The organism is Brachybacterium squillarum M-6-3, from assembly GCF_000225825.1.
GTDB lineage: Bacteria > Actinomycetota > Actinomycetes > Actinomycetales > Dermabacteraceae > Brachybacterium > Brachybacterium squillarum.
The window spans coordinates 163,761-183,092 of sequence record NZ_AGBX01000006.1; the positions used below are offsets into that span (position 1 = coordinate 163,761).

Annotated in this window: 20 protein-coding genes; 11 read left to right on the top strand and 9 right to left on the bottom strand. The window is 73.7% G+C overall.

What is annotated here, in order from left to right:
* Nucleotide 1: 1 nt before the first annotated feature.
* From OM98_RS08555 to OM98_RS08565, 3 genes are all read right to left on the bottom strand, one after another.
* A complete protein-coding gene (locus OM98_RS08555) occupies nucleotides 2–631 on the bottom strand; it encodes a DUF5129 domain-containing protein (RefSeq protein ID WP_029362782.1) in 630 nt (209 codons plus the stop codon).
* Between the two features lie 193 nt (nucleotides 632–824).
* Nucleotides 825–1,148 (bottom strand): hypothetical protein, encoded by a 324-nt coding sequence (locus OM98_RS08560; RefSeq protein ID WP_010534204.1) that lies wholly within the window; start codon nucleotides 1,146–1,148, stop codon nucleotides 825–827.
* Between the two features lie 374 nt (nucleotides 1,149–1,522).
* Complete coding sequence (locus OM98_RS08565) at nucleotides 1,523–1,975, bottom strand: SRPBCC family protein (protein ID WP_010534205.1); 453 nt, start codon at nucleotides 1,973–1,975, stop codon at nucleotides 1,523–1,525.
* Nucleotides 1,976–2,223: 248 nt separating this feature from the next.
* Between OM98_RS08565 and cysK the strand changes: the two genes are divergently transcribed.
* Nucleotides 2,224–3,153: a cysteine synthase A gene (gene cysK, locus OM98_RS08570; RefSeq protein WP_010534206.1), complete on the top strand. Its 930-nt coding sequence runs from the start codon at nucleotides 2,224–2,226 to the stop codon at nucleotides 3,151–3,153.
* A 7-nt stretch (nucleotides 3,154–3,160) separates the two neighbouring features.
* Nucleotides 3,161–3,757: a serine O-acetyltransferase EpsC gene (gene epsC, locus OM98_RS08575; RefSeq protein WP_010534207.1), complete on the top strand. Its 597-nt coding sequence runs from the start codon at nucleotides 3,161–3,163 to the stop codon at nucleotides 3,755–3,757.
* 28 nt (nucleotides 3,758–3,785) lie between these two features.
* Here epsC and OM98_RS08580 read toward each other — a convergent pair whose 3' ends face one another.
* Complete coding sequence (locus tag OM98_RS08580; RefSeq protein ID WP_010534208.1) at nucleotides 3,786–4,577, bottom strand: SIR2 family NAD-dependent protein deacylase; 792 nt, start codon at nucleotides 4,575–4,577, stop codon at nucleotides 3,786–3,788.
* Nucleotides 4,574–5,419: an aldo/keto reductase gene (locus OM98_RS08585; RefSeq protein ID WP_010534209.1), complete on the bottom strand. Its 846-nt coding sequence runs from the start codon at nucleotides 5,417–5,419 to the stop codon at nucleotides 4,574–4,576. Before OM98_RS08585 ends, OM98_RS08580 begins: the two co-directional genes overlap by 4 nt.
* Nucleotides 5,420–5,648: 229 nt before the next feature.
* Between OM98_RS08585 and OM98_RS08590 the strand changes: the two genes are divergently transcribed.
* Nucleotides 5,649–6,887: an arginine deiminase gene (locus OM98_RS08590; RefSeq protein WP_010534210.1), complete on the top strand. Its 1,239-nt coding sequence runs from the start codon at nucleotides 5,649–5,651 to the stop codon at nucleotides 6,885–6,887.
* Between the two features lie 25 nt (nucleotides 6,888–6,912).
* On the opposite strand, the gene OM98_RS15235 is transcribed toward OM98_RS08590, so the two are convergent.
* A complete protein-coding gene (locus tag OM98_RS15235) occupies nucleotides 6,913–7,485 on the bottom strand; it encodes a GNAT family N-acetyltransferase (protein WP_033195114.1) in 573 nt (190 codons plus the stop codon).
* 268 nt (nucleotides 7,486–7,753) lie between these two features.
* Between OM98_RS15235 and gcvT the strand changes: the two genes are divergently transcribed.
* The 7 genes from gcvT (at nucleotide 7,754) to OM98_RS08630 (ending at nucleotide 16,075) form a co-directional block, all read left to right on the top strand.
* Nucleotides 7,754–8,887 carry a glycine cleavage system aminomethyltransferase GcvT gene (gcvT, locus tag OM98_RS08600; protein WP_010534212.1) on the top strand — a complete coding sequence of 378 codons (1,134 nt, stop codon included), beginning with the start codon at nucleotides 7,754–7,756 and terminating at the stop codon, nucleotides 8,885–8,887.
* Between the two features lie 31 nt (nucleotides 8,888–8,918).
* Entirely contained in the window at nucleotides 8,919–9,290 is a 372-nt protein-coding gene (gene gcvH / locus OM98_RS08605) for a glycine cleavage system protein GcvH (protein ID WP_010534213.1), read from the top strand.
* Between the two features lie 16 nt (nucleotides 9,291–9,306).
* Complete coding sequence (gene gcvP / locus OM98_RS08610) at nucleotides 9,307–12,249, top strand: aminomethyl-transferring glycine dehydrogenase (RefSeq protein ID WP_010534214.1); 2,943 nt, start codon at nucleotides 9,307–9,309, stop codon at nucleotides 12,247–12,249.
* 82 nt (nucleotides 12,250–12,331) lie between these two features.
* Nucleotides 12,332–13,549, top strand: coding sequence for a cobalamin-independent methionine synthase II family protein (locus tag OM98_RS08615; RefSeq protein WP_010534215.1), 1,218 nt, complete (start codon nucleotides 12,332–12,334; stop codon nucleotides 13,547–13,549).
* Nucleotides 13,550–13,693: 144 nt separating this feature from the next.
* Nucleotides 13,694–14,842 carry a glycosyltransferase family 4 protein gene (locus OM98_RS08620; RefSeq protein ID WP_010534216.1) on the top strand — a complete coding sequence of 383 codons (1,149 nt, stop codon included), beginning with the start codon at nucleotides 13,694–13,696 and terminating at the stop codon, nucleotides 14,840–14,842.
* A 151-nt stretch (nucleotides 14,843–14,993) separates the two neighbouring features.
* On the top strand, nucleotides 14,994–15,752 hold the full coding sequence (locus OM98_RS08625) for a gamma-glutamyl-gamma-aminobutyrate hydrolase family protein (RefSeq protein ID WP_010534217.1): 759 nt from the start codon (nucleotides 14,994–14,996) through the stop codon (nucleotides 15,750–15,752).
* Nucleotides 15,753–15,844: 92 nt separating this feature from the next.
* On the top strand, nucleotides 15,845–16,075 hold the full coding sequence (locus OM98_RS08630) for a hypothetical protein (protein WP_010534218.1): 231 nt from the start codon (nucleotides 15,845–15,847) through the stop codon (nucleotides 16,073–16,075).
* Between the two features lie 80 nt (nucleotides 16,076–16,155).
* On the opposite strand, the gene deoD is transcribed toward OM98_RS08630, so the two are convergent.
* Complete coding sequence (gene deoD / locus OM98_RS08635) at nucleotides 16,156–16,878, bottom strand: purine-nucleoside phosphorylase (protein WP_010534219.1); 723 nt, start codon at nucleotides 16,876–16,878, stop codon at nucleotides 16,156–16,158.
* A gap of 61 nt (nucleotides 16,879–16,939) precedes the next feature.
* Between deoD and OM98_RS08640 the strand changes: the two genes are divergently transcribed.
* Nucleotides 16,940–18,244: an MFS transporter gene (locus OM98_RS08640; RefSeq protein WP_010534220.1), complete on the top strand. Its 1,305-nt coding sequence runs from the start codon at nucleotides 16,940–16,942 to the stop codon at nucleotides 18,242–18,244.
* A 60-nt stretch (nucleotides 18,245–18,304) separates the two neighbouring features.
* Here the strand turns inward: OM98_RS08640 and OM98_RS08645 are convergent, their stop codons facing one another.
* Together OM98_RS08645 and OM98_RS08650 are read right to left on the bottom strand one after the other, a co-directional pair.
* Nucleotides 18,305–18,922: an L-threonylcarbamoyladenylate synthase gene (locus OM98_RS08645; RefSeq protein WP_010534221.1), complete on the bottom strand. Its 618-nt coding sequence runs from the start codon at nucleotides 18,920–18,922 to the stop codon at nucleotides 18,305–18,307.
* A 28-nt stretch (nucleotides 18,923–18,950) separates the two neighbouring features.
* The gene (locus tag OM98_RS08650; RefSeq protein WP_010534222.1) at nucleotides 18,951–19,316 is read right to left on the bottom strand and encodes a DUF952 domain-containing protein; all 366 of its coding nucleotides are present in this window, start codon (nucleotides 19,314–19,316) and stop codon (nucleotides 18,951–18,953) included.
* Between the last annotated feature and the right edge of the window lie 16 nt (nucleotides 19,317–19,332).

Genomic DNA, 19,332 nt, shown 5'->3' on the forward strand with positions numbered 1-19,332 from the left:
TCTAGGCGGCCGGAGCGGCGATGATGACCAGCAGCGCCAGCGGGTGCTGCCAGGCGGGACCGTCCAGTCGGTCCGCGTACTCCGCGGCCCCGGCGAAGATCGTCGCCTCCCAGTCGCCGTCCTGCGCCTCCTCGCGCATGTCCTCCTGCGCGGCCTCGAAGCCGCCGTCCGTGAGCTTCACGTCCTCCCCGGCATAGGTGCCCAGGAACCGGTTCCCGGGGACCAGGGCCAGGATCACGGTGCCGTCGGCCCAGTGGTCCCCGTCCTCGGAGAGCAGGTCGGGGCGGAAGTCCCGGGCGTACAGCAGCACGGCGTCGTTCAGGGCGCGGTCGTCGGAGGTGGAGCGGCCCTGCGCGGTGACGTCCAGGACCAGCACCCGCAGGTCGACCTCCGAGCGGAAGCCCACCTCGTCCAGTTCCTCGGTGAGGGCCGGGGCGTCGACCGCGTCCAGGGTGTCGATCACCTCCACCGAGCGGGGCGGCATCGCCTGCGCGGGGACCGGGACCACGGTCGTCAGCGCGGTCACCGCGGCGATCACCAGGAGCAGGACCAAGCGGGGGCCGCCGGTCAGCAGGACCAGGTCCGGGGGCGTCGAGCTCGGGGCGGGTCGGGCGGTGGACCGTGCCGTCATGCCCCCACCCTGCTCCGTGGGGCGAGGGCGCGCGTCTCCGGACGGCATCGAGCCGTGCCTGCCGGGTCGACTCCCCGTCGCCGCGGCGCCACAGCAGGTCCGCGGTGGCGGGGGAGTCCACGGGGAGGGCCGGGGCGGCGGCCTCCTCGCGCTCGCAGTCCTCGCGCAGCGCCGCCATTCCCTCCCGGAGTGCTCACCTCCGCGGTCCCGTGCGCCGGCGGAGGGGAGGCATGACCAGGATCCCGACGATGACCAGGACGGCCGCCGCCACCGGGACCAGGACCACGGGGCGTTGCCAGGGCGGGGGCATCAGCATCCCGGCGAGCTCGGCGCCGACGGTCGGGGCGCTGAACCACGAGGCCATCGATGCCTCCGGAGTCATGGCGGCGGCGAACCGTTCCGTGTCCTCGACCGTGAGGCCGAGCCCCTCGCCGGCGACGGCCGCGGTCTGACCGGAAGCGGGGTCGATCGCCAGGATCAGGGTGTGCTCGCCGACCCGGCCCGCGGGCAGGTCCATCAGCTCGGGGTATCCGTCGGCCGCGAGCTGGAGCGCGGCGGGGGCAGCGCCTGCGGGGTGTGGGTCACGAATCCCCGTTCGGCGACATCGGTGAAGATCACGAACAGGTCGACGTCACGGGGGGAAGGTGACCTCCGCCGGCGCCTCGAAACTGGAGACCGTCACCGAGCGGGCCGGCGGCCCGGTCGCCGGGACAACCGGCCCCCGATCACCCATGACCCCACGATCGCGAGGACGAGGAGTCCGGCCACCGCGAGGCGCGACATCCAGCGACGGCGCGGGGCGGTGGTGGCCGGAAGGGAGTTCTCGCGGATGGTGTCGGTCGTGCAGGGCATGCGGGGCCTGCTCAGGGGTCGTACCGTCGGAGCGGGTGCTCAGCCGAGGATGTCGGCGATCCGGGCGAGGGTGCGGGGGATGCCGGCGCGAGCCGCGTTCTGCCGCTGGGCGAGCTGGTCGTGCGCGTCCTCGCCGTACGTCCCCTCGAAGAACTGCTCGGTGACCTCGCTGGTGCTGGTGAACAGGGTCAGCAGGGAGCCGTCGCCGCGCGGCTCGATGCGGTAGCCCCAGACGGCCCGCCCGCCGCCGACCTCCCAGACGAACTCGCGGCCCGCCTCGGCGACGACGACGGTGGAGACGGTGCTCCACTCGCGCTCGGCGGTGCGGTTGTGGCCCGTGAAGGTGGCCCCGACGCCGCGGGCGGAGGAATCCCAGTCGGCGCGCACGGTCTGCTCGCTCCACTCCCCGGTGCGGGTCACGTCGGAGACGAGGGCGTAGACCTGCTCGGGCGAGGCGGAGAGCGCGATGGACTCGGTGAGGTCGTAGGTCATGGCGGCACGGTACGTCGCGCCCGCGCGCGCGGGAAGACTGCCCCACGAAACGGACGCAGCCGACGAACCGTCCGGTCCGCGGGAACGGCCCGGGTCCCCCGGTGGGCCCCGCGTGACGGGGTGTGACGGACGCCCAGGAGTCCCTCGGACACATTTGGTTATGATCGGCCCAAGCGTCACTTTGCAGAGCGGTCCCTGCACCGGACAGGCACCGCACACCCGCCGTCTGAACGATCCGAGGAGGATCCATGCCCGTCTACGAGAACGTCTCCGAGCTCGTCGGTCGCACCCCGCTGGTCAAGCTCAACCACCTCGGCGAGGACGTGAAGGGCACCGTCCTGGCCAAGCTCGAGTTCTACAACCCCGCCAACTCCGTCAAGGACCGCATCGGCGTGGCCATGATCGACGCCGCCGAGGCCTCCGGCGAGCTCCAGCCCGGCGGCACCATCGTCGAGGCGACCAGCGGCAACACCGGCATCGCGCTGGCGATGATCGGCTCCTCCCGCGGCTACAAGGTCATCCTCACCATGCCCGAGTCGATGTCCAAGGAGCGGCGGGCCCTGCTGCGCGCCTTCGGCGCCGAGCTGGTGCTGACCGAGGCCCCCAAGGGTATGAAGGGCGCCGTCGAGAAGGCCGCGGAGATCGCCGCCGAGACCGGCGCCGTGCAGGTCGAGCAGTTCGACAACCCCGCCAACCTGGAGATCCACCGCCGCACCACAGCCGAGGAGATCTGGGCGGACACCGAGGGCGAGGTCGACGCGCTGGTGGCCGGCATCGGCACCGGCGGCACCATCTCCGGCGTCGGCGAGGTGCTCAAGGAGCGCAAGCCCGAGGCCAAGGTCTTCGCCGTCGAGCCCGAGGAGTCCGCCATCCTCAACGGCGGCCAGCCCGGCCCCCACAAGATCCAGGGCATCGGCGCGAACTTCGTGCCCTCGATCCTGGACCGCGAGGTCTACGACGAGGTCTTCGACATCGACGCCGAGACCGCGATGGAGCGCGCCCGCTCCGTGGCCCGCAGCGAGGGCCTGCTGGTGGGCATCTCCTCCGGCGCCGCCATCGAGGCCGCCGTGCGCGTCGGCTCCCGCGAGGAGTTCGCCGGCAAGACCATCGTCGTGATCATCCCGTCCTTCGGCGAGCGGTACCTCTCCACCCCGCTGTACGCCGAGTACATGGACTGATTCCTCCGTGAATCAGCTCTCCCGGCTCTCCGATCGGGTGCGCAGCGCCGCCGCGACCGTCCGCGAGGATGTCGCGGCGGCGCGACGTCGCGACCCGGCCTCCACCGACGCCCTCACGATGGCGCTGACCTCGCCCGGCCTGCACGCCATCTGGGTGCATCGCGTGGCCCACGAGATGTGGAGCCGCGGCGTCCGCACGCCCGCCGTGGTGCTCGCCCAGGGCGCCCGCTCGGTGACCGGGGTGGAGATCCATCCCGGGGCCACCATCGGCCGCCGCTTCTTCATCGACCACGGCATGGGCGTCGTGATCGGGGAGACCGCCGAGGTGGGGGACGACGTGATGCTCTACCACGGGGTCACCCTGGGCGGCCGCTCGATGGAGCGCACCAAGCGTCACCCGACCGTCGAGGACGGCGTGGTGATCGGGGCCGGGGCCCGCGTGATCGGCCCCGTGGTGCTCGGCGAGGGCGCCCAGATCGGCGCCAACGCGGTGGTGGTGCGGGACGTGCCCGCGCAGGCCACCGCCGTCGGGGTGCCGGCGACGATCCGCAGCGGCGCCGCCCATCCGGAGGAGCCGCAGATGGACCCCGCGATCTACATCTGAGGGCCCGTGTCCGAGCGGAGGCGCCGGCTCAGCCGCCGAAGGGGTCCAGGAACGAGGACTCCCCGCCGCCGTTGACCGCGCGCTCCCAGGCGGGCAGTACCTCGTGGGCGTCCGCGGCGATCACGTGGTCGTAGATCGACCGGAGCCGCGGGTCCAGCGGCGGGTCCACGTCGATCAGCACCGTCGTGGCGTCGTGCTCCTTGGCCAGTGGCACCAGCTGCGCGGCGGGGAAGACCACCCCGGAGGTGCCGACGGCGACCATCAGGTCCGCGCCGCGTGCCAGTCGCATCCCCAGCTCCAGGTCCTCCTCGGGCAGCGCCTCCTCGAACAGCACCACGTCGGGTCGGGTGGGCTCGCCGCAGCGGGGGCAGTGCCCGGGCACGCCGTGGTCCTCGGCGCGGTCGCCGTCCCCGGGGGTGATGGGGGCCCTCCAGTCGCAGCGCGGATTCATGCACACGGCCCGCAGGGCGCTGCCGTGCAGCTCGGCGACGACCTCGCTGCCGGCCGATTGGTGCAGGCCGTCGATGTTCTGGGTGATGACCGGGGCGCCCATGCGGGCGATCGCCCGGTGCCCCGGGGTGGGGCCGTGCGCCACGGCCACGGACATCATCCCGCCCCAGGTGCTCCACAGGTCCGGCAGGGAGCCGGGCAGGGCGCTCGCGTGCATCGCCCGCTCCAGCTCCGGGCGCAGCGCCCAGATCCCCTCGGGGCCGCGGAAGGTGCCCAGGCCCGTGCGCGCGCTGAGCCCGGCCCCGGTGAGCACCACCATGCGCTCGTGCCCGGGACCGGGCACGAAGGCGCCGGAGGGGATCGGGCTCACCACTCCTCGTGCTCGCGGGAGTCCCAGGCGGCGTCCTCCCCGAGGTCGAGGGAGCCCAGCAGCGCCAGGTCCTCCTGATCCAGGGTGATCGCGTCCAGGGTCGCGTTGTCGCGGCGCCGCTGCGGGTCCGAGGAACGGGGGATCACCACCACGTCCTGGTCCACCGCCCACTTCAGGGAGATCTGGGTGGGGGAGACGCCGTGCTTCTCCGCGACCTTCTGCAGGGCGAACTGGGAGGCGAGGCCCTCGCGGCCGCCGAGGGGACCCCAGCCCTCGGTGACGATGCCGTGCTCGCGGTGGAAGGCCAGCGCCGACTGCCGGGGCAGGGCGGGGGAGAGCTGGATCTGGTTCACCTCGGGCCACACACCGGTGGCCTCGACCAGCTCCTCGATCTGCTCGGGCCGGAAGTTGGAGACGCCGATGTGCGCGGCCAGGCCCTCCGTCTTCAGCTCCACCAGGGTGCGCCAGGTGTCCACCGCCAGTCCCCGGGAGGGGTTCGGCCAGTGGATCAGCACCAGGCCCGCGCTCTCCAGGCCCAGGCGGCGCAGCGACTCGGTCAGGCCGGTCCGAGCGGCCTCGCGGCCCTGGTCGCCGCCGGCGATCTTGGTGGTGACGATCAGCTCGGAGGGGTCCACGCCGCTGACCCGGACGGCCTCGCCGACGGTCGCCTCGTTGCCGTACTGCGCGGCGGTGTCCAGCAGGCGGTAGCCGTCCTCGATGGCGCCGGCGATCTTCTCCACCCCGTCGGGCCCCTGGAACTTCACGGTGCCGAAGCCGATCAGCGGGAAGGGGGTGCCGTCGGCGAGGGCGGTGTGCGGGATGGTCAGCTGCGGGGCGGACATGGGGCCTCCTGGGGTGCGGGTCGACGTCGCGCGGATGCCTCCAGGCTAGACCCGTGCGCCCGCCCCGTGACGGGACGGCCCCGCGGGCCGGCACGCCGCTGGCCCGTACCGACCTGTGCCGGCATGCACGCACGCCCGTCCCGCCCGGATCGCCCGGGGGCCGGACATGCCCCGGTTCTCGGCGACCCTGCTGGTAGCGTGCGCGCACCGACCCGCGAGGAGATCCGCCATGGACGCCACCACCGCCCCGCCGCTCGGGGTGCCCGACGAGATCTCCCCGCTGCGGCAGGTGCTCGTGCACACCCCCGGCCGGGAGCTCGAGCGCCTCACCCCCGACACCCGGGAGCGGCTGCTGTTCGACGAGGTGCTGTGGCGCGACCGCGCCTGCGAGCAGCACGAGCAGTTCATCGCCCTGATGGAGGGGGAGGGCGTGCAGGTGCTGCGCCTGACGGACCTGCTCACCGACCTGGTGGAGATACCCGAGCAGCGCGAGCAGCTGCTGGGGGAGACCCTGCACCCGGAGATCCTCGGCGACATCGCCGCGCAGGACCTGCGCCAGGCCCTCGCCCAGCTCGACGCCGCCGCCCTGGTGGAGGTGCTGGTCTCCGGCATCACCGTCTCCGAGCTGCGCGGCCTCGGCCTCGAGCCCCGCTCCATCGCCCTGCAGCTCGCCGGCGGCGACGAGCTGGTGCTGGACCCCCTGCCCAACCACCTGTTCACCCGCGACCCCTCCGCCTGGATCGGCGACAGCGTCTCGGTGAGCCCCATGCGCCACGCCGCCCGTCGTCGCGAGAGCCTCCACCTGGAGGCGATCTACCGCGAGCACCCCCTGTTCACCGGGTCCCGTGCGCCCCGCCGGGTGATCGCCCCGCCGCGGGGCCGGGGCAGTCTCGCGACCGTCGAGGGCGGTGACGTGATGATGCTGTCCCCGCGCACCCTGGCCGTCGGCCTGTCCGAGCGCACCAGCGCCGTCGGCGTCGAGCACCTCGCCGCCGGGCTGCTGGAGGACGGCACCGTGGACCGGGTGATCGCGATCGCCCTGCCCCACCAGCGCGCCATGATGCACCTGGACACCGTCACCACCGTCGTCGACCAGGAGTCGATGCTGCGCTACGGGCCGCTGGGCGGGCTGGAGACCTACGAGATCCGACGTCACGAGGGCCGCCTGGTCTCCCGCGCCCGCGGCCCCGAGGAGCTGGACACGGTGCTCGCCGGCGGCCTCGGCGTGGACGCCCTGCGCGTGCTCACCCCGCCGCTGGACGCCTACTCGGCGGCGCGGGAGCAGTGGGACGACGGCTGCAACGTGCTGGCCCTGGCGCCCGGGAAGGTCGTCGCCTACGAGCGGGCGCACGCCACCAACGACTACCTGCGCTCGCAGGGCGTGGAGGTGCTGGAGCTGGTGGGCGACGAGCTGGGACGCGGCCGCGGCGGTCCGCGCTGCATGAGCTGCCCCGTCTCCCGCGGCTGAGCGGCGGACCCGCGCGGCGGGCCGGTCAGGTCTGCTGCGGCGGCGGCGGGTCCGAGGGCGACTGCACCGGGCCGTCCCGGCTGGGCAGCGGATCGGCCAGCGATCGCTCCATCAGCAGCTGCTGGGTACCGAACTCCTCCAGCCCCTTGCGCACGGTGAAGCCGAGCCGGCGCAGCAGCACCACGCTGCGCTTGTTGCGGGTCTGGGTGACGGCGATGACGTGGCCGTCCTCCAGGGTCTCCTGAGCCCAGCCCAGCACCGCCAGGCAGGCCTCCGCGGCGAAGCCCTGGCCGGTGCACTCGGGCAGCAGCGCGTAGGACAGCTCCAGCTCCCCGCGGTCGTAGTCCAGCGTGATCGAGCCGATCATGGTGTCGTCCTCGCGGCGCGCCAGCACCCAGCGTCCCCAGCTCAGCCCGAGCGGGGACAGTTCCAGCGCCTGCCTGGAGGCGTAGTCCACGGCGCCGCCGAGGTACTCACGGGTGACGGGATCCGTCATCAGCCGGATCATGGTGGACCGATCCGCGTCGCCGGGCTCACGGATCGCGAGGCGGGCGCTGGTCAGGCGCACCGGCCACTGGGTCGTCCCTTCGCTCGTCACCCCTCCACGGTACAAGCCGCAGCCGGTCGGACCGGACCATCGGTCCTGCCGTTCGGTCGGCCCGGCGCCCGCTCCGCCGTCCCACCGGGAACCGCTCGCCGCCCCGCCCGGCCGCTCCTGTCCGCTCTGTCCGGTTCCCCGTCCGGCGTCGCCGGGTCGACCCACACGGACGGCCCCGCCGCGTCCGGTGTCCACGATCCGGGCGGTACAGTGAGGGAGCGCCCCCGACGACGTCGGCGCACCACGCCCCTCTCCCCGAAGGAGCCCCATGCCCGCGACGGAGCCGCGCCGCACCGAGCTCGACGCCTTCCACGAGTCCCTGGGAGCCACCTTCACCGACTTCGCCGGATGGCGGATGCCGGTGCGCTACGCCTCCGACCTCGCCGAGCACGCCGCCGTGCGCTCCTCGGCCGGCCTGTTCGACCTCAGCCACATGGGCGAGATCCACCTGCGCGGCCCGCAGGCCGCGGACTCCCTCGACCACGCGCTCGCCGGTCGCCTCTCCGCGATCGCCGTGGGCCGCGCCAAGTACACGCTGCTGCTGAGCGAGCAGGGCACCGTGCTCGACGACCTCATCGTCTACCGCCTCGCCGAGGACCACTTCCTGGTGGTCGCCAACGCCGCCAACGTCGCCGTGGACCGCGAGGCCCTGACCGCCCGCGCCGTCGGCTTCGACGTCGAGGTCGCCGACGAATCCGCGGACACCGCCCTGCTGGCCGTGCAGGGCCCCGCCTCCGAGGCGATCCTGCGCGACCTGCTCACCGATGCGGGCGGCACGATCGCGGGCGTCGCAGCCGAGGACCTCACCGCGCTCGGCTACTACCGGGTGCTGCAGGGCTCCTACGAGGAGGCCGAGCTGCTGGTGGCCCGCACCGGTTACACCGGGGAGGACGGCTTCGAGCTGTACCTGCCCGCCGACCGTGCCGAGTCCCTGGCCCGACGGCTGCTCGCCGTCGGCGGGGAGCGCCTGGTGCCCTGCGGCCTCGCCTGCCGCGACACCCTGCGCCTGGAGGCGGGCATGCCGCTGTACGGCCACGAGCTCTCCCGGGACCTCTACCCCGTCCAGGCCGGGCTGGGGAAGGTCGTCGCCCTGCGCACCAAGGGCGACTTCGTCGGCCGCGCCGGCGTCGAGTCCGCCCCCACCGAGGGCCTGCCCGTGCTGGTGGGCCTCGCTGCCGAGGGCCGCCGCGCCGCCCGCGCCGGCGCCGAGGTCCGCACCACCGGCGGCGAGACGATCGGCGCGATCACCTCCGGCGCGCTGTCCCCGACCCTCGGCCACCCCATCGCGATGGCCCTCATCCACCCCGAGCACACCGCCGAGGGCACCGCCCTCGTGGTCGACGTGCGTGGCAAGGACCTCCCGGTCCGCGTCGTCCCCCTGCCGTTCTACACCCGTCACTGAGCACCCGCTCCCGCACCAGGAAGGCACCGTCATGTCCGACGAGCTCCGCTACAGCAAGGACCACGAGTGGGTCCGCCTCGACGCCGACGGCCACGCCGTGATCGGCGTGACCGACTTCGCCGCCGGACAGCTCGGCGACGTCGTCTACGTGGACCTGCCCGCCGCCGGGGACGAGATCTCCGCCGGCTCCGAGATGGGCGAGATCGAGTCCACCAAGTCCGTCTCCGACCTGTTCTCCCCGATCGACGGCACCGTCCTCGAGGTCAACCAGGCCGTCGTCGACGCCCCCGAGCTGGTCAACTCCGCCCCCTTCGGCGAGGGCTGGCTGATCAAGGCGTCCTTCGACGCCCTCCCGGACGACCTGCTGAGCGCCGAGGAGTACGCGGCGCTGACCGCCTCCTGACCCCGAGAGGAACCGCGTGAGCCCCGAGCACCAGGCCGGCCCCACCCCGTCCGCGTGGCACGAGTCCTTCGTGCGCCGCCACGTCGGCACCGACGAGCAGGCGCAGCAGAGGATGCTCGCCGCCCTCGGCCTCGGCAGCCTCGCCGAGCTGCTGGAGCAGGCGGTGCCCGGCACCATCCTGCTGGACGAGGACGCCGCCTCGCCGCTGCCGGAGGGGGCCACCGAGCCCGCAGCCCTGGAGGAGCTGCGGGCGCTCGCCGCGCGCAACCGGGTCCGCCGGCCACTCATCGGGCTCGGCTACCACGGCACCCACACCCCCGCCGTGATCCAGCGCAACGTGCTGGAGAACCCCGCCTGGTACACCGCCTACACCCCGTACCAGCCGGAGATCTCCCAGGGCCGGCTGGAGGCGCTGCTCACCTTCCAGACCATGATCTGCGACCTCACCGGGATGGACGTCTCCAACGCCTCCACCCTGGACGAGGCGACCTCCGCCGCGGAGGCGCTGATGATGGCCCGCCGCCACGCCAAGCGGAAGGGCCCGCTGTTCCTGGTGGACGCCGACGCCCTGCCCGCCACCAAGGCGGTCCTCGCCGGGCGCGCCGCCGGCCTCGGCATCGAGCTGCGCGAGGTCGACTTCGCCACCGAGGGCGTCCCCGAGGGCGACTACTTCGGGGCGCTCGTGCAGTACCCCGGCGCCTCCGGCCGGCTCTGGGACCCCCGCGAGGTCATCGCGCAGGTCAAGGAGACCGGGGCGCTCGCCATCGTCGCCGCCGACCTGCTGGCCCTCACCCAGATCGCCTCCCCGGGCTCGATGGGCGCCGACGTCACCATCGGCTCCTCCCAGCGCTTCGGGGTGCCCCTCGGCTTCGGCGGCCCCCACGCCGCCTTCGTCGCCGTTCGCTCGGGGCTGGAGCGGCAGCTGCCCGGCCGCCTGGTCGGCATCTCCCGCGACGTCGACGGCAACCCCGCCTACCGCCTCTCCCTGCAGACCCGCGAGCAGCACATCCGCCGCGAGAAGGCCACCAGTTCCATCACCACCGCGCAGGTGCTGCTGGCCGTGATGGCCGCGATGTACGCCGTGCACCACGGCCCCGAGGGGATCGCCCGCATCGGCCGCCGCGTCGCCGCCTGCGCCGCGAGCCTCGCCGCGCAGCTGCGCGCCTCCGGCTTCACCCTCGTGCACGAGAGCTTCGTGGACACCCTCGAGGTGCGCGCCACCGGCCAGGCCGCCGACATCGTCGCCGCGGCCGCCGAGGCCGGCTGGCTGCTGCACCAGGTCGACGCGGACACCGTGCACCTGGCGCTGGACGAGACCGTCACCGCGGCGGACCTCGCCTCGATCGCCGCCGTGTTCGCGCCCTTCGCCCCGGACCCCGGGGCCGAGCTCACCGCCGTGGAGCCGGGGGAGGGCTGGGGCGAGCTGGCCCGGACCGAGCCGTTCCTGCAGCACCCGGTGTTCTCCTCCTTCGCCTCCGAGACCGCGCTGATGCGGCACCTGCGCCGCCTCGCCGACCGCGACTTCGCGCTGGACCGCGGGATGATCCCGCTGGGCTCGTGCACGATGAAGCTCAACGCCGCCACCGAGATGGCCGGGGTGACCTGGCAGGAGTTCGGCGCCATCCACCCCTTCGCCCCGGCCCAGGACGTCGCCGGCTACCTCGACCTCATCGAGCAGCTCGAGACCTGGCTGATCGAGCTGACCGGCTACGACACCGTCTCCCTGCAGCCCAACGCCGGCTCCCAGGGCGAGTTCGCCGGCCTGCTGGCCATCCGCGCCTACCACGCCTCCCGCGGCGAGGCCGCGCGCGAGGTGTGCCTGGTGCCCTCCTCCGCGCACGGCACCAACGCGGCCAGCGCGGTAGCCGCCGGGCTGCGCGTGGTGGTGGTCGCCTCCGACGCCCGCGGCAACATCGACCTCGACGACCTCAAGCAGAAGATCAAGGACCACGGCGAGCAGCTCGCGGCCATCATGATCACCTACCCCTCCACGCACGGCGTGTACGAGGCGGAGGTGCGCACCGTCTGCGAGCTGGTGCACGACGCCGGCGGCCAGGTGTACGTCGACGGCGCCAACCTCAACGCGCTGCTGGAGGTGGCGCGCCCCGGCGAGTTCGGCGGCGACGTCTCCCACCTGAACCTGCACAAGACCTTCTGCATCCCGCATGGCGGCGGCGGCCCCGGCGTCGGCCCGGTCGCGGCCCGCGCCCACCTGGCACCCTTCCTGCCCGGGCATCCGGCCGCGCAGCGCGCCGAGCATCCCGTCGCCGGGCAGGCGCCGCAGGCCCACGGCGGCGCCCCCGTCGCCCAGGCCCCCTACGGCTCGCCCTCGATCCTGCCGATCTCCTGGACCTACATCCGCCTGATGGGCGCCGAGGGCCTGCGCCACGCCACCGCCTCCGCTGTGCTGGCCGCGAACTACGTGGCCCGGCGGCTGCAGGAGTCCTACGAGATCCTCTACACCGGGGAGAACGGGCTGGTGGCCCACGAGTGCATCGTGGACCTGCGGCCCTTCACCGCCCGCACCGGGATCACCGTGGACGACGTCGCCAAGCGCCTGGTCGACTACGGCTTCCACGCGCCCACCATGTCCTTCCCGGTGGCCGGCACCCTGATGGTCGAGCCCACCGAGTCCGAGGACCTCGCCGAGATCGACCGCTTCGTCGAGGCGATGCTCGCGATCGCCCACGAGGCCGAGGAGGTGCTGGCCGGCACCTGGCCCGCGGAAGACAACCCGCTGGTCAACGCCCCCCACACCGCCGCCTCCATCGCGGTGGGGGAGTGGACCCACCCCTACAGCCGGGAGACCGCCGTCTACCCGGCCACGCAGGCCGCTCCCGCCGAGGGCGACCACGTGACCCCGGGGATGCGGGTGCAGTCGAAGTACTGGCCCCCGGTGCGCCGCATCGACCAGGCCCACGGCGACCGCCACCTGGTCCCCACCTGGCCGCGCGACTGATCCGCCCGGAACCTCCGCACGACTGTGAACTGCTGTGACGCCCCGGTCGAGAGGCCGGGGCGGCGCCGTTAGCCTCGACGGCATGACCACCTCCAGGATCCTCACCAGCCACGCCGGTTCCCTGCCCCGCACCCCGGAGCTGATCGCCGCCAACGCCGCCCGCCCCGTCGGCGAGGACGGCCTGACCCCCGAGCCCACCGCCGAGTTCCGCGAGGTGCTCGCCCAGGCCGTGCGCGACGTCGTCGCGAAGCAGCACGAGATCGGCATCGCGGTCCCCAACGACGGCGAGTACGGGCACCTGATGGGCTCCGCCGTGAACTACGGCTCCTGGTGGTCCTACATCTTCGACCGCGTCAGCGGCCTCGCGCTGACCGGCGACGACCACTTGAACGGCGAGCCCGTGCGCTCCGGGCCCGGGAACGTCCGCCTGACCACCTTCCCCGACCGCCGCGACTGGACGATCTTCGCCGAGGCCTACCAGGACCCCAGCTCCGGCATCACGGTGGGCTCCCAGCCCACCTTCCCGGCCGCGATCGGCCCCATCGCCTACTCCGAGACCGGTCGTGAGCTTGTCGGCCAGGACATCAGCAACTTCCGGGCCGCCCTGGACGCCGCCGGCTACGACAGCGGCTACCTGGCCGCGCTGTCCCCGGGCTCCGGCAGCCGCATCGTCGACGACCACTACGGCGACGAGGACGCCTTCCTGGACGCCTGGGTGGAGGTGATGCGCCCCGAGTACGAGGCGATCGCCGCCGCCGGGCTCACCGTGCAGGTCGACGACCCCTCCATCGCCGAGAACTTCGACCAGATCAATCCCGAGCCCAGCATCGAGGACTACCTGGCCTTCACCCGCAAGCGGGTCGACGCCGTGAACCGGGCCCTGGTGAACGTGCCCACCGAGCAGACCCGCTTCCACCTCTGCTGGGGCTCCTGGCACGGACCCCACACCACCGACATCGAGTTCCGCCACCTCGCCCCGCTGCTGCTGGAGATCGACGCCCGCTACTACAGCTTCGAGGCCGCCAACGTGCGCCACGAGCACGAGTGGACCGTCTGGGAGGACCTCGCGCTGCCGGAGGACAAGGTGCTGGTGCCCGGCATCGTCTCCCACGCCACCAACGTCGTCGAGCACCCCGAGCTGGTCGCCCAGCGCCTGGAGCGCTTCGCCCGCCTGGTCGGCCCCGAGCGCGTGATCGGCTCCACCGACTGCGGCCTGGGCGGGCGCATCCACCCGCAGATCGCCTGGGCCAAGCTCGCCTCCCTGGTGCAGGGCGCCGAGATCGCCTCCGCCCGGCTCTGACCCCTCCGCCCCCCCCGACCGCCCCTGCCCCTGGACCCGCCCGGGCGCGGGGGCGCCGTCGTTCACCGGGGCGTCGGGGAGCCGGCGCGGAGCCGTCACGCCGCCGCCGGGGCCAGGACACCGGCGCCGCCCAGGCTGGGGTGCGTGAGGATCCTCGCCGTCGCCGAATCGTTCCTGCCGCACATGAACGGGGTCACCAACTCGGTGCTCCGCACCGTCGAGCACTTCGCGGCCACCGGCGAAGAGGTGGAGATCATCGCCCCGCAGTGGCCCCGCGCCGAGAAGCACTGGCGCACCCCCACCGGGCACCGCATCCCCGTGCACCGCATCGCCTCAGTGCCGCTGGCCGGGTACCCCGAGGTGCGGGTCGCCGCCACCAGCGCCGCCGCCCTGCACCGCCGGATCCGCGAGATCGCCCCCGAGGTGATCCACCTGGCCTCGCCCACCGTGCTCGGCGGCCGCGCCGCCGTGGCGGCCCAGCGTGCCGGGGTGCCCACCGTCGCCGTCTACCAGACCGACATCCCCGGCTACACCGCGAAGTACGGCATGTCCTTCCTGGAGGCCGCCTCCTGGCAGCTGCTGCGGGACGTGCACAACCGCGCCCGGCTCACCCTCGCCCCCTCCACCGCCACCCGGGACCAGCTCCACGCGCACGGCGTGGAACGGGTGAAGCTGTGGCGCCGCGGCGTGGACACCTCCCGGTTCTCCCCCTCGCTGCGCAGCGAGCGGCTGCGGGAGCGGCTGGCCGAGCCGGGGGAGCGGATCGACATGTGCATGGGGCGGCTCGCGGCCGAGAAGCAGGTCGAAGACCTGCGGGTGCTGCACGACATGCCCGGCACGCGCCTGGTGATCGTCGGGGAGGGCCCCGAACGGGAGGTCCTGCGCCGCCGGATGCCGCGGGCCCGCTTCACCGGCTTCCGCGGCGGGAAGGATCTCGCCGTCCACCTCGCCAGCGCCGACCTCTTCGTCCACCCCGGCGAGCTGGAGACCTTCGGGCAGACCATCCAGGAGGCGATGGCCTCCGGCCTGCCGGTGATCGCACCCCGCCGCGGCGGCCCCGTCGACCTGGTGGACCCCTCCCGCACCGGCTGGCTCTACACCCCCGGCATGCTCGACGAGCTGCGGGAGGCCGCCGTGGACCTGCTGTTCGACGACGCCAAACGGGAGGCCTTCGGCCGCGCCGCCACCGCCGCCGTGGAGCGCCGCACCTGGCCCGTGCTCGCCGAGCAGCTGCGCGGGCACTACCGCAGCGCCCTCGCCGCGCACGCCGCCACGGGAGCCGCGGCCCGCTGAGCTCCTGCGTGGCGGGACCTCTCCGTGACGGGACGTCTCCGTGACGGGGCGCCGTCACATTCGGCCACGAACCTCGCCCCCGGATGCGTCCGTGCCGTGGACTGTGCCCGTCGCCGATCGGCGGCGGACCAGCTCGCGGAAAGGACCACTCATGGCGCAGCGCACCACCACCCGTCGCCCGCTCATCGGCGTCACCGCAGGGGTCGGCCGCATGATGACCGGCGCCTGGGAGGGCCACGCCGCCGTCACCCTCACCGAGCACTACGTGCGCGCCGTCCGCGCCGCCGGGGCCCGCCCCGTGATCATCGCCCCGCAGGACGCGTGGAGCGAGGAGGAGATCGCCGAGCTCGACGGGATCGTGCTCACCGGCGGCACCGACCTCGACCCCGCCGCCTGGGGCGGCGAGGCGCTGCCCACCGACATGACCCCCGACCCCGATCGCGACGCCTTCGAGACCGCCCTGTACCGCGCCGCCCGGAGCGCCGGCGTGCCCGTGCTCGGCATCTGCCGCGGCCTGCAGATCATCACGATCGCCGAGGGCGGCGCCCTGCACCGTCACCTGCCCGCGGACGTCCCCGCCCACCCGACCACCGGCCTCGCCCCGGTCACGGTCGAGGCGGAGATCGACGCCGACAGCGACACCGCCCTCGCGCTCGGCATCCGCGCCGAGGTCACCGCCTTCCACCACCAGGGCGTCGCCGCCGTCGCCGGGGACCTGCGGGTCGTCGCCCGCCACGCCAGCGGGCTGCCGCTCGCCGTCGAGGCCACCTCCGGCTCCCCGGTGATCGCGGTGCAGTGGCACCCCGAGCTGGAGGGCTCCGACCCCGGAGAGGGCCTGTTCGGAGCCCTCCTCCGGGTGATCGCCCAGGGCGAGGCGGTCTCCGCCCGCTCCGCCGCTGGTCTAGGATGAGGGACGTCAGTCGTCACCCGGCCGCGCCCTGAGGTCCGTCCCCAGGCATCCCGCGGCCGCACGCACCCGGCACGAGCGGAGGAACCACCCCCATGAGCAGCGACCCCACCGGCATCCCCGCCGAGAAGCGCGAGAAGGCCGCCACCAGCGAGGGCAACAGCCTGGTCGTCTCCGTGGTGCTGTTCGCCCTGCTGTTCGTCCTGTTCTGCGCGGGCCTGTACGTGATGAGCCTGTTCACCACCGTCACCTTCCTGGTGGGTCTCGGCATGGTGCTGCTGGCCCTCTACCTCACCTTCGACACGGTGCCGCGCCTGCTCACCTGAGCGGCCCCACCGACGACACGGAGCCCGGCACCCCTCGTGGGTGCCGGGCTCCGTCGTGTCCGGGGGAGGTCAGCAGGTGCTCAGGAGGCGCCGCCGTCCAGCCGCACGATGGTCTCCAGCGCCATCACGATCATGTCCTCGAAGGTCTCCTGGCGCTCCTGGGAGGAGGTCTCCTCCCCGGTCAGCAGGTGGTCCGAGACGGTGCACACGGCCAGGGCGCGACGGGAGAACTGCGCGGCCAGGGTGTACAGCGCCGCGGCCTCCATCTCCACGCCCAGCACGCCGTAACCCGCGAGGGTCGAGGCGATCGTGGAGTTCGGGTTGTAGAACTGGTCGGAGGAGAACAGGCCGCCGGTGACCATCGGCAGCAGCCGCTCCTCGGCGACCTCCGCCGCGATCCGCATCAGCTCGAAGTCGGCGGCGGGGGCGAAGGTGACGTCCCCGAAACGGGGCCGGTTCATCGCGGAGTCCGTGGAGGCGGCGACGCCCAGGATCACGTCGCGCACCTTGACCTTCTCGGACAGGCCCCCGCAGGTTCCCACCCGGATGATCGCATGGGTGTCGTACTCGGCGAACAGCTCGTGGGCGTAGATGCCCAGCGAGGGCTGGCCCATGCCGGAGCCCTGCGCCGAGACCCGCACGCCGCGGTAGGTGCCGGTGAACCCCAGCATCCCGCGCACGTCGTTGTACAGCACCGGGTCCTCGAGGAAGGTCTCGGCGATCCAGCGGGCCCGGTAGGGGTCACCGGGCATCAGCACGTAGGGGGCGATCTGGTCGGGGGCGGCACCGATATGGGTCGACATGGCCTCAGCCTACGGCGGGGCGGCACCGCTCCCGGGCCGCGGCACGGGAGAATCGTGCCTCGTGAGCACGCCCTCCTCCGCCCCGCGCCCTGCCCGGATCCCGGTCCCCGCCGAGGCCCGGCGCGCCCGCTGGTCCGTCTCCCTGCTGTTCGCCCTGAACGGCGCCTCCTTCTGCGCGATCCTTCCGCGCTACCCGGAGCTGGTGGAGCGGATGGACGTCTCCAATGCCGCCTTCGGCCTCGCGGTGGGGCTGGGGCCGCTCGGCGGGCTCGCCGCGGGCCTGTTCGTGGCGCGGGCGATGCGCCGCTTCGGCTCCGCGCGGGTGGCGGTGCTCGCCCAGCTCGTGGCCTCCACCGTGCACCTGGGGATCTACCTGGCCGACTCCTGGCTCTGGTTCGCCCTGGCCCTGCTGTGCGCGACCGCCGCCGACGCCTTCACCGACATCGCGATGAACGCCCACGGGATGCGGGTGGAGCGCCGCTACCGCCGCTCCATCATGAACAGCTACCACGGCTGGTGGTCCCTCGGCGCCGTCGCGGGCGGCCTGCTCGGCGCCGCCGGCGCGCAGGCGGGGCTGCCGCTGGCCGCCCAGGGAGTGATCGGGCTGGTGGTCTTCGGGGCGCTCGCGGCGCTGTCGCTGCGCGGCATGCTGCCCGGCCCCGACGGCACCGAGCGCCCGGCCGCCGCGAGCCCCGACCCGGCCTCGGCCGCGGAGGTGCCCGAGGCGATGCCCGACGCCGCGGTGGGTCGCCGCATCGGCGGCATGACCCTGAGGGCCTTCGGCCTGGTGGCGGCGCTGGGCATGCTGCTGGTCTTCGCCGGCTCCACCGAGGACGCCGGCAGCACCTGGGGCGCCCTGTTCATGGACTCGACCTTCACGGTGACGCCCTTCGTGGCGGGCCTGGCCTTCGTGGCGCTGCAGGGCGCGCAGACCATCGGCCGCTTCACCGGCGACGCCGTGGTGGACCGGCTGGGGGACCGGCTCACCGCCCGGGTGGGCGCCGTGGTCTCCGCGCTCGGCATGTCCCTCGCGCTGCTGTGGCCGAGCCCGCTGACCGCAGTGATCGGCTTCGCCGCCGCCGGCTGGGGCATCGCCACCCTGTTCCCCGCCGCCTACCGCGCGGCCGACGACATGGAGGGCGTGCCCCATGGCGTGGGCATCACGGTGGTCGGCTGGTTCGCCCGGCTCGGCTTCTTCCTCACCCCGCCGCTGGTGGGAGTGCTGGCCGACGCCCTGACCCTGCGCTACGCGCTGTGGCTGGTGCCGGTCTACGCGGTGGGGATCCTCGCCTTCTCCGGCGCGCTCGAGGGGCGCCGCGCCCCGCGGGAGCAGGCCGCGGGGGAGCAGGCGACGGGGGAGCGGTAGCCGGCACGACGCTGCGCCCGAGCAGTGCAGTCCGGGAGCGGCAGCTGCAGCGGCCCGGGATCAGAAGCGGGAGACGTCCCCGGCGCCCTCGCGGGCGATCTCCACGTCACCGCCGGAGAGGTCCACGACCGTCGTCGGCTCCACCCCGACGGGACCGGAGTCGATGATGACGTCGAGCTGGTGGTCCAGCAGGTCCTGCACCACCCAGCCCTCCGAGGGCGGGTCCTCCTGGCCCGGCAGCAGCAGCGTGGAGGAGACGATGGGCTCGCCCAGGGTCTCCACCAGCGCGTGGGCCACCCGGTGGTCGGGGATGCGCACGCCGACGGTGAGCTTCTTGGGGTGGGACATCCGCCGCGGCACCTCCTTGGTGGCCGGCAGGATGAAGGTGTACGGCCCCGGGGTGGAGTTCTTGACCAGCCGGAACATCGGGTTGGAGACGATCACGAACTGCCCGAGCTGCGCGAAGTCCGCGCACACCAGCGTGAAGTGGTGGTTCTTGCCGACCTGGCGGATGCGCCGGATCCGCTCCAGCCCCTCATGGGAGTCCAAGGTGCAGCCCAGGGCGTAGCAGGAGTCGGTGGGGTAGGCGATCAGCCCGCCCTCGCGCAGCACCCGCACGGCCTGGTCGACGTTGCGCTGCTGCGGGTCGACGGGGTGGATGTCCAGATATCGCGCCATGCCCGATGGTACGTCCGCGGCGCCCTGCTCAGGCCACGACGACGAACTCGCGGCCGATCCACTTCGTGCGCCGCAGCCGCAGCACGGCCTGCACGGGCAGCGGTCCCTTGATGTGGGGGTAGCCGCGGCCGGCGTCCTGGTGGTCCGCCTCGATGTCCACGGCGATCCCGGCGGCCTCGACCCGGGCCACGTCGATCTCGAGGATCACCAGACCCTCGGGGCGGTCGGGGTAGACGCGCTTGGCGACCATGGAGACCTGCTCGGGCCAGCACGCGTGGAGGAAGCCGGACTCGGCCAGCTCGACATCGCGCGTGGAGCGCCGGTAGGAGCCATCCCGGACCGCCTGCTCCCAGGCGGTCTGCTCGGTGATGTGCCAGATCAGGGGCGCGGGCATGGTCGGCAGTGTAGCG

What these genes read in the sequence shown, in the direction of transcription:
- OM98_RS08625 (WP_010534217.1), top strand. Translation starts at nt 14,994, where the DNA reads ATGGCGCAGCGCACCACCACCCGTCGCCCGCTCATCGGCGTCACCGCA.
- cysK (WP_010534206.1), top strand. Translation starts at nt 2,224, where the DNA reads ATGCCCGTCTACGAGAACGTCTCCGAGCTCGTCGGTCGCACCCCGCTG.
- gcvT (WP_010534212.1), top strand. Translation starts at nt 7,754, where the DNA reads ATGCCCGCGACGGAGCCGCGCCGCACCGAGCTCGACGCCTTCCACGAG.
- OM98_RS08630 (WP_010534218.1), top strand. Translation starts at nt 15,845, where the DNA reads ATGAGCAGCGACCCCACCGGCATCCCCGCCGAGAAGCGCGAGAAGGCC.
- OM98_RS08560 (WP_010534204.1), bottom strand. Translation starts at nt 1,148, where the DNA reads ATGGACCTGCCCGCGGGCCGGGTCGGCGAGCACACCCTGATCCTGGCG.
- OM98_RS08650 (WP_010534222.1), bottom strand. Translation starts at nt 19,316, where the DNA reads ATGCCCGCGCCCCTGATCTGGCACATCACCGAGCAGACCGCCTGGGAG.
- OM98_RS08615 (WP_010534215.1), top strand. Translation starts at nt 12,332, where the DNA reads ATGACCACCTCCAGGATCCTCACCAGCCACGCCGGTTCCCTGCCCCGC.
- deoD (WP_010534219.1), bottom strand. Translation starts at nt 16,878, where the DNA reads ATGTCGACCCATATCGGTGCCGCCCCCGACCAGATCGCCCCCTACGTG.
- OM98_RS08555 (WP_029362782.1), bottom strand. Translation starts at nt 631, where the DNA reads ATGACGGCACGGTCCACCGCCCGACCCGCCCCGAGCTCGACGCCCCCG.
- OM98_RS08645 (WP_010534221.1), bottom strand. Translation starts at nt 18,922, where the DNA reads ATGGCGCGATATCTGGACATCCACCCCGTCGACCCGCAGCAGCGCAAC.
- OM98_RS08590 (WP_010534210.1), top strand. Translation starts at nt 5,649, where the DNA reads ATGGACGCCACCACCGCCCCGCCGCTCGGGGTGCCCGACGAGATCTCC.
- OM98_RS08585 (WP_010534209.1), bottom strand. Translation starts at nt 5,419, where the DNA reads ATGTCCGCCCCGCAGCTGACCATCCCGCACACCGCCCTCGCCGACGGC.
- gcvH (WP_010534213.1), top strand. Translation starts at nt 8,919, where the DNA reads ATGTCCGACGAGCTCCGCTACAGCAAGGACCACGAGTGGGTCCGCCTC.
- OM98_RS08565 (WP_010534205.1), bottom strand. Translation starts at nt 1,975, where the DNA reads ATGACCTACGACCTCACCGAGTCCATCGCGCTCTCCGCCTCGCCCGAG.